14 protein-coding genes are annotated in these 13,700 nt (G+C 69.7%); 4 read left to right on the forward strand and 10 right to left on the reverse strand.

Annotation, left to right across the window (positions count from 1 at the left end):
* Window positions 1-22 precede the first annotated feature (22 nt).
* Both BHS09_RS35260 and BHS09_RS35265 read right to left on the reverse strand, forming a co-directional pair.
* Complete coding sequence (locus BHS09_RS35260) at window positions 23-679, reverse strand: LON peptidase substrate-binding domain-containing protein (protein WP_026114049.1); 657 nt, start codon at window positions 677-679, stop codon at window positions 23-25.
* A 46-nt stretch (window positions 680-725) separates the two neighbouring features.
* A complete protein-coding gene (locus BHS09_RS35265; protein ID WP_140795743.1) occupies window positions 726-1,337 on the reverse strand; it encodes a hypothetical protein in 612 nt (203 codons plus the stop codon).
* Window positions 1,338-1,389: 52 nt separating this feature from the next.
* Between BHS09_RS35265 and BHS09_RS35270 the strand changes: the two genes are divergently transcribed.
* Window positions 1,390-2,379, forward strand: a complete 990-nt coding sequence (locus BHS09_RS35270; RefSeq protein ID WP_140795744.1) for an alpha/beta hydrolase family protein — start codon at window positions 1,390-1,392, stop codon at window positions 2,377-2,379.
* A 27-nt stretch (window positions 2,380-2,406) separates the two neighbouring features.
* Here BHS09_RS35270 and espC read toward each other — a convergent pair whose 3' ends face one another.
* A complete protein-coding gene (gene espC, locus BHS09_RS35275) occupies window positions 2,407-4,935 on the reverse strand; it encodes a serine histidine kinase EspC (RefSeq protein ID WP_140800254.1) in 2,529 nt (842 codons plus the stop codon).
* A 131-nt stretch (window positions 4,936-5,066) separates the two neighbouring features.
* Here espC and BHS09_RS35280 point away from each other — a divergent pair, with 131 nt between their 5' ends.
* A complete protein-coding gene (locus BHS09_RS35280) occupies window positions 5,067-5,288 on the forward strand; it encodes a DUF5683 domain-containing protein (RefSeq protein WP_026114050.1) in 222 nt (73 codons plus the stop codon).
* Window positions 5,289-5,345: 57 nt separating this feature from the next.
* Here BHS09_RS35280 and BHS09_RS35285 read toward each other — a convergent pair whose 3' ends face one another.
* The 7 genes from BHS09_RS35285 to BHS09_RS35315 form a co-directional block, all read right to left on the reverse strand.
* Window positions 5,346-6,467, reverse strand: a complete 1,122-nt coding sequence (locus tag BHS09_RS35285) for a HupE/UreJ family protein (protein WP_140795747.1) — start codon at window positions 6,465-6,467, stop codon at window positions 5,346-5,348.
* Complete coding sequence (locus BHS09_RS35290) at window positions 6,464-7,639, reverse strand: tetratricopeptide repeat protein (RefSeq protein WP_237077769.1); 1,176 nt, start codon at window positions 7,637-7,639, stop codon at window positions 6,464-6,466. Before BHS09_RS35290 ends, BHS09_RS35285 begins: the two co-directional genes overlap by 4 nt.
* 177 nt (window positions 7,640-7,816) lie before the next feature.
* The gene (locus BHS09_RS35295) at window positions 7,817-8,404 is read right to left on the reverse strand and encodes a putative glycolipid-binding domain-containing protein (RefSeq protein ID WP_140800255.1); all 588 of its coding nucleotides are present in this window, start codon (window positions 8,402-8,404) and stop codon (window positions 7,817-7,819) included.
* 15 nt (window positions 8,405-8,419) lie between these two features.
* On the reverse strand, window positions 8,420-9,079 hold the full coding sequence (locus BHS09_RS35300) for an HAD family hydrolase (RefSeq protein ID WP_140795750.1): 660 nt from the start codon (window positions 9,077-9,079) through the stop codon (window positions 8,420-8,422).
* A gap of 86 nt (window positions 9,080-9,165) precedes the next feature.
* A complete protein-coding gene (locus BHS09_RS35305) occupies window positions 9,166-9,750 on the reverse strand; it encodes an ExbD/TolR family protein (protein ID WP_140795751.1) in 585 nt (194 codons plus the stop codon).
* 25 nt (window positions 9,751-9,775) lie between these two features.
* Window positions 9,776-10,264, reverse strand: coding sequence for an ExbD/TolR family protein (locus BHS09_RS35310; protein ID WP_140795752.1), 489 nt, complete (start codon window positions 10,262-10,264; stop codon window positions 9,776-9,778).
* Between the two features lie 122 nt (window positions 10,265-10,386).
* Complete coding sequence (locus BHS09_RS35315) at window positions 10,387-11,124, reverse strand: MotA/TolQ/ExbB proton channel family protein (protein WP_140795753.1); 738 nt, start codon at window positions 11,122-11,124, stop codon at window positions 10,387-10,389.
* Window positions 11,125-11,449: 325 nt separating this feature from the next.
* On the opposite strand from BHS09_RS35315, the gene BHS09_RS35320 reads away from it, so the two are divergent.
* Window positions 11,450-12,337, forward strand: coding sequence for a GspE/PulE/PilB domain-containing protein (locus BHS09_RS35320; RefSeq protein ID WP_140800256.1), 888 nt, complete (start codon window positions 11,450-11,452; stop codon window positions 12,335-12,337).
* A gap of 244 nt (window positions 12,338-12,581) precedes the next feature.
* A complete protein-coding gene (locus BHS09_RS35325; protein WP_174259380.1) occupies window positions 12,582-13,697 on the forward strand; it encodes a bifunctional methionine sulfoxide reductase B/A protein in 1,116 nt (371 codons plus the stop codon).
* Window positions 13,698-13,700 lie beyond the last annotated feature (3 nt).

Consider the following 13,700-nt stretch of genomic DNA (forward strand, 5'->3'; position numbering starts at 1 on the left):
GGACAAGGCAAGCGCAACCCGCTCAGTTCAAGGGGCCGGTGGGCCGCAGGGGCTGGAGCCTGCCGATGAGCGCCCCCACGTCCTCCAGCACGCCTTCCAGGCGCTTGCGCACGTCCAGCTCCGCCAGCAGCTCCTGCCGCCGCTCCGGCTCCGGGATGACGGCGGAGGCCACCACATCCGCGAGCATGCCCCCCTGGGCCCGCGCGGCCACCGGCAGCAGGTTCTCCGCGAAGGACGGCGGGACGCGGCCGGCCAGCTCGAAGACGGCCTGCCGCAGCTGCTCCTCCTCAGGGCCCTCGTAGGGCACGTCCGGCAGCACCTCCGCGAGCACCTCCCGGTAGGCCTTTTCCGTCGTCAGCTCGGACGTCATGCGGATGCGGCTCACGCCCTGGAGGAGGATGTTGTAGCGCCCCTCCTCCACCTGTTCGTCCCAGACGATGACGCCCGCGCACATCATGGGCAGCATGGGCGGACGGCCCCCATAGTTGCCTTCCCAACCGGGCTCGAGCTGGGACAGCGCCAGGACGCGGTCGCCCGCGAGCGCGTCCCGGACAAGGGCCCGGTAGCGCGGCTCGAAGATGTGCAGCGGAATGACGGTGTGCGGGAACAGCACCGCCGACGGGAGGGGGAAGACCTTCAGCGCGCTGGCGGCACGCTCGATGCGTTCTTGAGCGGTCATGGGGGGCACCTTGCAGTGATAAGCCCGGCTCCCCCCAGCCGCATTCCTAACGAGCCCGGGAATGATACGCCCGGTCCCACCGCAAATGGGGCACGTGCGCTTCCAACCACTGGAGGGCCACATGCGAGGCCTCGTTCTCCACGGCCCCCTGCCGGATGGACGCGGCGGACAAAGCGAGGACATGCCCCGCCCCCGCGATGTCCTCCGCGTGACAGCCCTGCGCGCGCAGCCGCCAGGCCAGACTCCAAAGTGGCGGCGTGGTGCCGTGGCGCCAGAAGTGCAATTCCAGGTCACACCGCAGCGCTTCCGTCTCACTCCGGGCACGCGCGGCGGAAGAAGCGAGGGACACCTCCAAACCGTCCTCTTCGAACTGGAGCGCGTGCTGGACCGCGTGCGTGCACGCGACCACCTGACGCCACAAGTCCCACCCGGCCCGGGGCACGCCCACCTCGAAAGGCAGGTGGAGACAATCCCCCGGGGCCACGCCAGCGCGCGGAAAGAGCCGCGCGGGGCTCGCGTGACTGCACACCGCGTCCGTGGGGAAGCACCGCTGCATGTGCCGCCAGAACACCTGGACTTCCTCGGGCTGGATGTCCCCCTGGCGGAACCAGGCTCCCACCCGGGGCAGCGACTGGAACAATCCCTTGAATGAATCCATTGATTTAATCATTTGGTTAAAATGGTCGCGGCGTCAAGGGCGGGGGCATAGGATGGCGCGGGTGCTGCGAACCCATCCGGTGGACGTCCTCTTCGCGGGCCTGTCCCGCCGTGCCCGGCTCTTCTCCCAGGGCTGGGGTGATGAGCAGTTCCTCGAAGAGGTCGCGGCGGCCGCGCCGTTCCAGCAGCGGCCTCCGCCCATCGCGCCCGAGTGGAGCGCGCCCCGGCTCCAGCGCGGTCTCCAAGTCCGGGATGGCACCTTCCCGTCTCCGCTGGCCCGGCTCGACGCGGCAGCGCGCACGGCCCATGTCCGGTGGCTGAGCGCGGGGCAAGGGCCCTCACGCGGCGCCTGCGTCGTGCTCGCTGCGTCCCGTGAGGAGGGCTTCTCCCTGCGAGAGCGCATGTACGCGCCGCTCGCGCGGGAAGGCATCGACCTGTTCCTGCTGGAGAACCCCTATTACGGCCTGCGCCGCCCCGTGGGGCAGAAGGGCGGCGCGCTGCGCACCGTCAGCGACCACGTCTTGATGAACCTGGGCATGGTCGACGAGGCCCGCGCGCTGCTCGCGTGGCTGCGGAGCATGGGCCATGCGCGTCTGGGCGTGGCGGGCTACAGCATGGGCGGCTACATGGCGGCGCTGACGGCGGCTGTCGTCCCGGAGCCGCTCGCCGTGGCGGCGCTCGCGGCTGGAGCGTCTCCTGTTCCCGTCTTCACGCAGGGGCTGCTGTCCTGGTCCATTGCCTTTGCATTGCTGGATGGCCCCCGGCGCGACGCGGAGCAGGCCCGGAGTCGGCTGGGACGGATTTTCGACCTGGCGAACCTCACGCGCTTCCCGCCTCCGCGGCAGCCCGAAGCGGCCGTCCTGGTGGCCTGCCGACGTGACGGGTTCGTGCCCGGTGATGAAACGCTCGCGCTGCACGCGCACTGGCCCCGAAGCGAGCTGCGCTGGGTGGACGCCGGGCACGTCACCGCGCTCTTCACGGAGCGGGCCGCGCTGTGCGCCGCCATCCGGGACGCGCTATCGCGGGTGGATGCCACGACGTGAGCACGCGGCCCGGAGCGCGCGCATGCCTCAGTGCCGCACACCGCCAACGGCCGCCACGGGCGACGCCTCATCCACGCGCGGCTCCGGCCCCATTGCGTCCACTGCCGCCAGGGCCGTGGCCACCGTGCCCATGAGCAGGTCCGGCCGCACGGGCTTCTCCAAGACGCGGGTGGGCACGGTGTCGATGAACGCGCGGGACTCCGGCGTATAGGCACCGCCGGAGATGAACACCACCCGCGCGGCCTGGTCCGGCGCGTGGGCGCACAGGTGCTGGTAGACGGCGGCACCGTCCGTCTCCGGCATCTGCAAGTCACACAGGATGACGTCGAAGCGGTGGCCCGCGTCCACCAGCGCCAGCGCCTCGCTGCCCCGCGTGGTGGTGACGACGTCGTGGAAGGGCTCCAGCAGCAGCCGCATGGACTGCGCGAGGCGCGGCTCATCATCCACCACCAGCACCCGGCCCCGCCGGGCCGCGGACGGCGGAGGCAGACTGACGCGTGGCAACGGCCGCGGCGGCGTGGACGCCTGCAGGCGCGCGGGCGGCAACAGCACGCTGAAGACGGAGCCCCGGCCCGGCTCGCTGCGGACCTCCAGCTCGCCCCCGTGCGCGCGGACAATCTGCTGGCAGATGGCGAGCCCCAGCCCCGTGCCCTCGCCGCTGGACTTGGTCGTGTAGAAGGCCTCGAAGATGCGCGGCAGCACGTGCGCGGGAATCCCCGCGCCGCTGTCCACCACGTCCACGCGGGCCCGGCCGGAGGCATCCGTGCTGGTGCGCACGCGCACCTCGTTCATGGACGGGTTGCCCTCCGGGATGGCCTGCATCGCGTTCACCAGCAGGTTGAGCAGCACCTGCCCCAAGCGGGCCTCGCTGCCCGACACGCGCGGCACCGGACCGAACTCCTCCACCAACCGGGCGCGGTGGCGGAGCGCGTGGCTGATGATGCGCACCGCGGGCGGCACCAGCGCGTTGAGGTCCACCAGCCCCGGGTCCTGGTTCCCCTGGCGGCTGAACACCTGGAGGTCCCGGACGATGAGGCGGATGCGCTCGGCGCCTTCCAACGCGCCCCGCACGTTGGCCATCGCGTCGCGCATGCCCGACATGCCGCCCTGGCTCAATCCGCGCTCGGCGGCCTCCAGGTTCAGCACCAGGTAGGCCAGCGGGTTGTTGATTTCGTGCCCCACCCCGGCCGCGAGCGTCCCCACCGCGGCCACACGTTCGGCCGCCACCAGGCGGGCCTGGAGCTCCTTGGTCGCGGAGATGTCGCGGTGGGTGGCCACGAAGTGGGTGATGTCCTCGCCCGTGGCGCGCACCGGGGACAGCAGCACCTCGCTCCACACGAGGTCGCCCTGCTTGTGCGCCAGCTTCACCTCCGCGAACACCGGCTCGCCCGCGAGCAGTGACTGCCGCGTGCGCTGACGGAACTCCGGCTCCTGCGCGCCGTAGAGCGAGCACGGGTCCTGGCCCACCAGTTCCTCCAGCCGGTATCCCAGGAGCGAGCACAGGGCCTGGTTGGCGAACACGGTGCGCAGCGCGCCTCCCGCGAGGACCTCCGCGATGAGGACGCCTTCGTGCACGCTCCGCACGGTGGTGCCCAGCAGTTGGAGCTGGCCGATGGCGCGCTGACGCTCGGTGCTCGCCGCCGCCAGCAGCAACCCGGTGACGGCGTTGGCGGCGATGAAGAGCTGCAGCACCAGCAGGTCCTGCGGCAGGTCATCGGTGGCGAAGGGCCCGTGCCCGCGCGCGGTGCCCACGATGGAAGCGGCGGCGATGCACAGCGTGGCTGCCGCCGCGCCCCGGGGACCGAAGCGAAGCGCGGCCCAGGCGGACATGGGGAAGAGGAGGAAGGCGGCCGCGTGCGCCGCGCTGTGCGGCAGCTCCGGCACGAAGAAGATAACGCCTCCCAGCACCGTGGTGAGCCCCGCGAGCACCAGCGCCTCGCCGCCTCGTCGCGGCCAGGACCACCGCTTGAACAGCATCAGCGCTGGAGCCACTACCAGCACGCCCATCAAGTCCCCCACCCACCACACGCGCAGGCCCGCGGCCAGGGACGTCCACGGAAGCCGCCCGCCCAGCACGAGGCTCGCCGCGCCCACCAGGGCACTCACACCCAGGCACAGCGCGCCCGCTCCCGCGCACAGCGCGACGACGTCGCGGATCCGCTCCAGCCCCCTGTCGAACCCCACCCGCCGCAGCAGGCCCACGCCGAACACCGCCGCCAGCGTGTTGCCCACGCCCACGCCGAGCGAGGCCACGGCAGGCACATCCGCCAGGACCGACATGACCGACGCGCCCACGAAGACACCGGGCCAGCGTGACACCCCCAGCACCACCAGCGCCGCCAGTGACACTCCCGCCGGAGGCCAGGCCGGACTGATGTTGCTCACGGTGGCCACCTGCTGCCCCAGGCCTCCCGCGAGGAGATACACGACGACCAGGCCCAGCATCTCCATCAGATGCCGGCCGTTGACTCCACCTGCACTGGCTCGGAGCAGCCCGAAGATGACCCATCCCCCCGACACCCGCCCGCCGACCCGGCAGGTATCCATGAAGGCCATGCTAGCCGGGGCACCGCCGGTATTGCACCTGCCCCCAGGTTGACTGGAAGGCAACCGTCCAGGAGCCGATAGGCGAAGTGCAATGGCTTCGGAACTCGCCCGTAGGGGAAGACAAGGAGGTCACCCGAACCATGTCGCGTCCCGCAATCGCAGCCCTGCTGTCGTTTCTCATCCCTGGCGTGGGGCAGATCTACAACGGGGACCTGCTCCGGGGCCTGTTCTGGCTCATCATCACCCCAGGCTTCTGGATTGGCACGGGTGGGTGCCTGGGCTGGGTGTGCCACATCGTCGCCGCTGTCACCGCCCACAACCGGGCGGAGGACAAGGACAAGTACAGAGTCACGGTCGTGTGATGCGGCCATGTGGCCCCACCGCTGACACGCGGGCGGAGCACACGGCTCTCCCGCGTGTCAGGTAACCGACACGCCCAGGCCCAGGGCGCGCTCCGCCAACCAGAGGCACGCCAGCAGCGCGATGGCCACCGAGCCGCCCACGACGACCGCGCGGCGGTAGAGCGGCGCCTGTCGCAAGACGAAGGCCAGGGGCAGCAACGCGGCCACGAAGGCCACCTGTCCCAGCTCCACGCCCAGGTTGAAGCCCAGCAGCGCCAGCGCGAGGCTTCCCGCGGACAGCCCCATTCCCGCCAGGACCGACGCGAAGCCGAAGCCGTGCAGCAGCCCCAGCACGAAGGCCACCGTCCAGCGAGTCCCCCACCCCAACGGGCGGACATTGTCGAGCGCCGCCACCAGGATGCCCAGCGCGATGGCGACCGACACGAAGCGCGGCGGCAGGGATGCCCAGCCCAGCGTGGCGGCCACCAACGTCAACGCGTGCGCCACGGTGAAGGCGGACACCACCTTCACCACATCCCATAACGCCGTGCCGAAATCCGAGACGGCCACCCACCGCCCGTCCGCGTCACGGCGCAGGACGGAGGGCAGCAGCAGCGCGAAGAGAAAGAGCAGGTGGTCGGCCCGAGTCACGACGTGCAGCACCCCCTCCACCGTCATGCGCTCCGCGGTGCGCCAGGGAGACTCGTCCCGCACGCGCACCCGCGCGAAGTGCTGGGACGCGGAGAAGATAAGCGGCTCGCGCGCGCCCACGCGCACGATGCCCCGGTGAAGCGGGTCGCTGTCGAACAGCAGCGTGTAGTCCACGTCCAGCCGCGCGGCGGAGCCGGTGCAGCGCGCGTCGAAGTCCAGCACCGCATAGGCCCCGTCCGAGTGCCGCCTGATGTGCAGCCCGCCCTGGGAAACGAGCGCACAGGGCGCACCTTCCGCCCCGAGCACCAGCCGGCCGAGCACATAGCGCCGGATGTCGGCCTCGCGCGCCAGCACCTCGCCCCAGGTGATGGCGCCGTCTCCGCTCGCGTCCAACCCGAGGACGTCGTCCAGGTCCTGGAGCGACACGTCCCACCGGCCGGAGATGCCTTGGCCGTCCGCCTCGGTCAGTCGCAGGTAGCTGTCGCTCGGCTTTTGCGCCTGGGCGGACAGGGAGGCCAGCAGGAGCGACAGCAGGGCAACGCGGCTCATGGCAGCAGACTCCGCACGCGCTCGGCCAGGAAGACGAGCCCCGGGTCCTCGCAGCCCGACGCTTGAAGGAAGTCCAGCGCGGGCCGGGCCGCCTCCGGTCTGCCCGCCGCCAGCGCGGCTTCGATCAACAGCCGCACGTCCCATGGCTCACGCTGTGACGCCCACACGGCCTGCGCCAGCCGGAGCGCCTTCTCCGGCGCCTTCTCCACCTGGAGCGCGAAGCGGGCCTCCTCGCGCGCGAGGAGGCTGTCCCCCCGCAGGCGGCTCTCCTCGAAGCGGCGGGACAAGGCGTGGGTGACGTCGGGCGCGCGAGACGACCCGAGCGCGTTTTCCGCCAACACGTGGCGCAGGAGCAACCGGTCGTCCTGCGTGTGGTCCATCACCACGACGGCCGCCTCACGCGCTCGGCCCGCGTCCAGCAGCAGGTCCGCGTAGGCCGCGCGTGCGGCGTAGTCCTTCGAATCCAGCGAGAGCGCCCGGAGGAAGTAACGCTCCGCCAGACCGGCATCCCCCGCCAGCGCGGCGGCCTCCGCCAGCGTGGCCAGTGCGCGCGTGCGCGTCTCCTGACCGTGCCCGCTGTGCCGCAGCGCCTCCGACAGGAGCGCGTGCGCCTTGCGCGAATGCCCCGCGAGGCTTCGCACCCGGGCCTCGCACACCGCGACCGTCAACGAAGCGGTCAACGCGGTGAGCCTCGCGCAGCTGCGGGCCGCCTCGGCATGCTCGCCTCGAATCCCCAACACCTCCGCGCGCAGCAACCAGGCGTCGACGTTGCCGGGGTCCTCCTTCACCACCGCGTCCAGGTCCTCCAAGGCCGCCGGAAAGTCGCGCCGCGCGTGGTGGAAGGTGGCGCGTACCAGCCGCACGCCAGGCGGCGGCGTGGCCAGGTCCCACCACGGACGCAGCGCCGCCTGTGCGCGGCCCAGGTAGCGAGGCTCTCCCAACACGCGGCTCGCCTCGATTTCCAACCGCGCCAGGCGCAGCGCCATGTCCAACTGTCCGGCGTGCCCGGCCAGGGCCTTGCGAAGCGCGGCACGCTCGCGGGCGCGCGCATCCACACCGACGGCCGGCACGCGCGCCAACACCTCCTCGGTGTCCGGGGGAATGAAGGGCTCTCGCTCCCCGAAGGAAGGCGAGCGCCCACAACCGAGTACCCACGCCGTGGTCAGGACCACGGCGCGTCTCACTGCGGAGGAGCGGCGGCACATCGGAGCTCGCATGGGCTCCGCACTGTACGCAGCCGTTTTTCGAATGGCGGCCGCATGGGGACATGGGTCGCCGGAGCAACACACCGCTCAGGGTCGCCGCCCTCTACTCAACAGCGAAGCGGGACTGGAGTGCGCCCGCCGGCGTCAGTCCCCGGTGACGGCGATGCGCTCCCAGCCAGGGAGATAGTTCGTCACCAGCCCGTGCGCGTCGACGTCCACCTCGGCGACGAAGCGGCCATCGTTGCTCTCGTACCGGTAACGCGTCGGGGTGAGCCGCGTGTAGCGCTGGGGCAGCACCTCCAGCGCAAGGTTGGGGATGCGAATCCACGCGGTACGCACGTCCGCCGCCTGTCCCACGCCCAACCCAAGTCGGCGGATGGGCAGGGTGTTGGTCGACGGCGTGCACGCCACGTCGATGTCCGAGCAGCCTCGGAGGTGGACCAGCTCCTCTTCGCCCTTCCACCAGCGTCGCTCCGCGTCCGCGCGGAGCTGGAGCCGTGCCTCGCCCTCCCCGCTCCGGCGCAGGACGTGGACCTCCTGGGTCTCCCACGCCGCGTTGGTGGTGATGGTGTACTCCACGAAGTGCGGCAGCCCGTTGTCCACGAGCACCACCGAGCCCGCGAGCACCCACCCATCCGGGCGCTCTCGCAGCTCGAAGTACTCACTGCCGGGAGACAGCAACCGCCGCCAGACGAGCGCACGGGGCCTGCGATGCGAGGCATCAACGTTCATGGGTCTTCCTCCTGTTCAAGGCCTCGCATCCCGCAGCGCCGCCAGCAACTCCGCCGCGGTGGCGGCCACCACGCGCGCGCCGTGGGCCTTCAGTTCGTGCACCTCGCGGAAGCCCCAGGCCACGCCCACGCCGTACATCCCCGCCGCGCGCGCCGTGTCCATGTCGATGGACGTGTCCCCCACGAAGCCGCAGGCCGCGGGCGGTACGCCCAGCTCCGAGGCCAACGCCAGCGCCGCCGTCGGGTCCGGCTTGCGCGGCAGCTCCGGCCGCTCACCGTACACGGCGGCGAAGGAGACCTGTGGCAGCAGGCGTGCGACCAGGCGCTTCACGAAGTCGTCTGACTTGTTGCTGAGCACCGCCAGCTTCGTGCCCTGCGCGGCCAGCGCGGTCAGCATCTCCGGGATGCCCGGGTAGTGCGCGGTCCGGTCGAAGAGGTGGTCGTCGTAGTAGGCCTTGTAGGTGGCCAACACCGGCTCGATGAGCGCGTCCTGCCCCGAAGGCACCGCCCGGCGAATCAACTCCCGGACACCGCTGCCCACGAAGCGCAGGTAGGCGGACTCCGGATGGGTGGGCAGGCCGTGGTGGGCCAGCGCGTGGTTCGTCGCATCGGCGATGTCCCCCAGCGAGTCCACCAGGGTTCCATCCAGGTCGAAGATGACGGCACGAAGCAGCATGAAGACGAGTCCTTCTTCAAAAACGAAAACGCCCTGGCCACGAGGACCAGGGCGTCGCGGGGCCCAAAGGCCCAATCACCTGGAAGCTACGGGGTGGCCTTGGCGCTGGCGTCCTTCTCCGCGTCGCCACCGCCCGCCGTAATCACCGCGAAGTTGATGTTGTTGTAGCCCGCCGTGGCGCAGCTGAACATCACCCGCTTGATGATGGAGTACTCCACGTCCTTGTGGGCCTGGATGTTGATGTCGCCCTTGAAGGTGTTGGCCGTGTCCTGCGCCATGGAGTGGAGGTCCTCGTACTGCTTCTTCATGTCGCGGAGCTTCTCTTCCAAGGACGGGATGTTGAGGTACTCGTCCTTGGTGAAGTCCTCCACGCGGCCAATGATGGTGCCGGAGACGCTGATCTGTTCACCGGAGACCATCACCACCGGGTGCATCTCCACTTCCTGGACGTTGACCGCCTCGGGAAGCTCGATGTCCTTGGTCATGTTCAGCACCTCGCCCGTCGCGGAGAAGTTCGCGATGAGGAAGAGCACGATGATGATGAACATGTCGACCAGCGGGGTGATGAGAAGGTCGGAGTAACCGCTCTTCTTCGCGGCCGCGCCGTGCCCGAACACCTTGGAGTGCTGGAGCCGCTTGCCGTATCGCTTGCCTGGAACCTGAATGGCCATGACGTGTCGTGAGCTCCGTGAGCGGCTAGCCCATCGCCGCGGACACCGACACCTGGGGCAGCCCAGAGCCGATGCACTCGTCGATGATACGGACCAGGTCCTCGTAGCGGACCTTGTCTTCAGGTTGCAGGGTGATGGCGGACTGGTCCGGCAGCTGCGCCTTCAGTTCCTTGAAGCGCGCCACCAGCTTGGACAGGTCCGTCTTGCCCTTCGCATCCTTGGTGAGGGGAATCGGCTCGAAGGCGCTCTGGTCCGCGGTCAGCCGCAGCTCCGTGGGCGTGATGAGCAGGTTGAGCTGGACCGTCTTGGTCTGCTCTTCCTGCTGCTGCTCCTCCTCCGTGGAGGGGCCACCCGCCTGCGAAACCTGGAGCCGGCCAATCTGGGTCCAGACCGCCGTCATGATGAGGAAGCTGATGGTCACCGCCATCAGGTCGATGAAAGCCGTGAGGTTGATAGAGGTGTCGAGCGACTTTTTGCCGCCTTTGCCTCCACCTGTGTCCATTCCGCCGGCCATGGCGTTCTTCTCCTTCGGCCGCGCTCAGTGAGCGCCGGTGAGACTGATGGGAGCGCGCCGCGCGTCCCCACACCCGTGGGGACAGGCCAGCGCGCCCGGACTCCGGGTTCCCGAAGGACTTCCTACTCCTCGTCGCGAGCCGACGTGGGGACGTTCAGGTTCTTGAACTTGTCCTTGTTGGCCACGATGAGGTTGAGGACGGAGACGCTGGTCTCGTTGATGTCGTTGATGAGGCTCTGCGTGCGGCCCGTCAGCACGGAGAAGGAGATCAGCGCCGGGATGGCCGTGAGCAGACCGAAGCCGGTGCAGTTCATGGCTTCAGAAATACCGTTGGCGAGAATCGTCGCCTTGTCGGCCGGGTTCACGTTGGCCACGGCCTCGAAGCAGGCGATGAGACCGGACACCGTTCCGAGCAGACCGGCGAGCATCGCCGCGTTGCCGAGCATGGCGAGGTAACCGGTGCGGGCCTCGATCTTCGGCGTCTCGCGGAGGCTGGCCTCGTCGAGCGCGGCCTGGACCTCGTCGTTGCCCTTCGGAACGTTCATCAGGCCGGCCTTGATGACGTTCGTCAGCGGCGTGGACTTCTGGCCAGCCACGTAGTTGATGGCCTTGTCCAGGTCACCGGCGTAGATGTGCTTCTTCAGGCCACGAAGGAAGGCCTCCTTGTTGATGGAGGCCTTGCCGAAAAGGATGATGCTTCGCTCGACCATGATGGCGAGTGCCACGATGAGGCAGGCGGCAATGGGGTACATACCCCACTGGCCGGCCTCCCAGCGCATGGCGACTTCTTCGAAGAAGCCCCGCTGAGGGCCGCCGACATTCGCCAGCACGGTCAGGTTCGTCACAGACGCCAGGTTCATCGAGTGTTGCCTCCACAGGCAGCTTGGCCCGCTCTAGCGGACCTTCCAGACCTGACGTCCCCCCGAGCGGACGGTCCACCCGGTTGGGCGGCAGGAATGGATGTTGAAAACGGTGTGCCGACTTTAGGAATGGGCGTCTGGGGTGTCAAGGCAGGGGCAGTGGCGTTAAGTGCTGAAATCTCACAGGAATTTTGCGCTGAGCCCCCTCTTGCCAGGCCGTCCTCCAAGCAGCATTGCGGGCATTTTCGGGGGTATTCCCAAGTGCCTCCGGATGTGACACCGCGCTCGCTTCCTGGGTTTCGTCGCGCGTGTTAAGGCCGGATTCATGGCGAGGAAGCGCATTGGCGAGCTCCTGTTGGAGCAGCGGGCGATCAGCGTCGCCCAGCTCGAGGCGGGGCTCGCGGCTCACCGGAAATCAGGACAACGTCTGGGGGCCACCCTCATCGCGCAGGGTGCGATCACGGAGGCCACGCTCGCGGACGCGCTGAGCCAGGCCCTGGGGCTGCCGCGAGTGGACCTCGCGGCCACCACGCCAGAGTGGGCGGCGGTGCACATGCTGCGCGCGCGCTTCTGCGAACAGCACGACTTGTTCCCCATCGCACTGGAGAGCACGGGCGGGCGCAAGCAGCTCGTGGTGGCGATGAGTGATCCGCTCAACGTGACGGCGGTGGAGGAGATTGAGTTCACCACCGGCCTCAAGGTCAGCCCGCGCGTGGCGCCGCTGTCCACCGTGCGCAGCGCCATCCTCCGCTACTACCACAAGGTGCCGGTGGCCTCGCCCTCCGCCAGCCGCCCCGCGCCCGCGAGGCCCGCCGCGAAGCCGGTGAAGGCCACGCCGCCAGTGACACGCCCCACGGCGCCGCCGCCCGAAGAGGATGACGAGGAGGTCATCATCGGCGAGGAGCTGCCGCCCGGCGAGGCGACGCAGCGCACGTCCCTGGCGGAGCTGATTCGCGCCCGCGAGGAGCAGAGCAAGCAGAAGCGCGGACAGGGCGGCGCCGCGAAGCCCAAGGCCGCCGTGGCGAACGCGGGCGGCGTGCTGGACGATCTGGACTACCTCTTCGGACAGGCGCGGGAAGACACTGATCGCGTCGAGGAGCTGGAGCGGAAGTTCTGGGCGCTGATGCGCATCATGGCGCGCAAGGGCCTGCTCACGAACGAGGAGTTCACCCGCGAGCTGGACGACGAGGACAAGGCCAGCGGCGAGTCGTGACGATGCGCCGGGGCCGGAAGGAATCGGCTCGTGACGGTTACGTGGTGGAGCGCCAAGAGCCGGCCGCCGCTACATAGGAACGGAGGCGCTCACGTGCGCGTGTGGCACAGGACGTCTCCGCGGGGCGCCCGCCAGCATGCCCGGCGAGCCCAGGCCCGGTGACACCGCCACGGAAACCACCTCGGGGCCTCGCGCGTACACACAGAAGCACCCGCACTCGCGGGAACTTCCGGAGCTCGCGTCCATGCCCACCGCCTCCACATCCTCGTCCCTGGCCCGCCGGCTCATTCCGCTGGCCCTTGCGGCGCTCGCCGTGCTGTCCGCGTGCACCGAGGCCCGCGGGGCCGCGCCCACCGCGCCAGGCCCCACCATCCAGGACACCCGCCGCTACGAGAAGCCCTCGGACGCCGAGCTGCGGCGCACTTTGTCCCCGCTGGCCTACTCGGTGACGCAGCAGGGAGCCACGGAGCCCGCCTTCCGTAATCCCCTGTGGAACCACCACGAAGAGGGCCTCTACGTCGACGTGGTGAGCGGCGAGCCCCTCTTCTCCTCGCGCGACAAGTTCGACTCCGGCACCGGCTGGCCCAGCTTCACTCGCCCGGTGGACAGCGCTCGCGTCGTCGAGAAGCGGGACAGCACGCAGGGCATGGAGCGCGTGGAGGTGCGCTCGAAGGCCGCGGGCTCACACCTGGGCCACGTCTTCGGGGATGGGCCCCCGCCCGCGAAAACACGCTACTGCATCAACTCCGCGGCCCTGCGCTTCGTCGCGGTGAATGACCTGGCGAAGGAGGGTTATGGAGCCTGGCTGCCACTCTTCGGCCGCCCCGTTCCGGCCGCCGGCACGAAGCGCCAGGACGCCTCGCCCTTCACGGAGACGGCGCTGCTGGCGGGCGGGTGCTTCTGGGGCATGGAGGACCTGCTGCGCAAGATTCCCGGCGTCGTCCAGACGGAGGTGGGCTACACGGGCGGCTCCAGCGCCTTCCGCAATCCCACGTATCGCGACGTGAGCTCGGGCAAGACGGGCCACGCTGAATCCGTGCGCGTCGTGTTCGACCCCACCCGGCTGACGTACGAGACGCTGCTGGAGCAGTGGTTCTTCCGCATGCACGACCCGACGACGCTCAACCGTCAGGGCAATGACGTGGGCACGCAGTATCGCTCCGCCATCTTCTACCTGTCCGACGCCCAGAAGCGCGTCGCCGAGGAAGTGAAGGCGCGGGTGGATGCCTCCAAGAAGTGGCCCCGACCCGTCATCACGCAGATTGTGCCCGCGGGCGCCTTCACCCCCGCCGAGGACTACCACCAGGACTACCTGGTGAAGAACCCGGGCGGCTACACCTGCCACTACATGCGGGACTGAGCG

The sequence above is a fragment of the Myxococcus xanthus genome (genome assembly GCF_006402735.1).
Classification (GTDB): Bacteria; Myxococcota; Myxococcia; order Myxococcales; family Myxococcaceae; genus Myxococcus; species Myxococcus xanthus_A.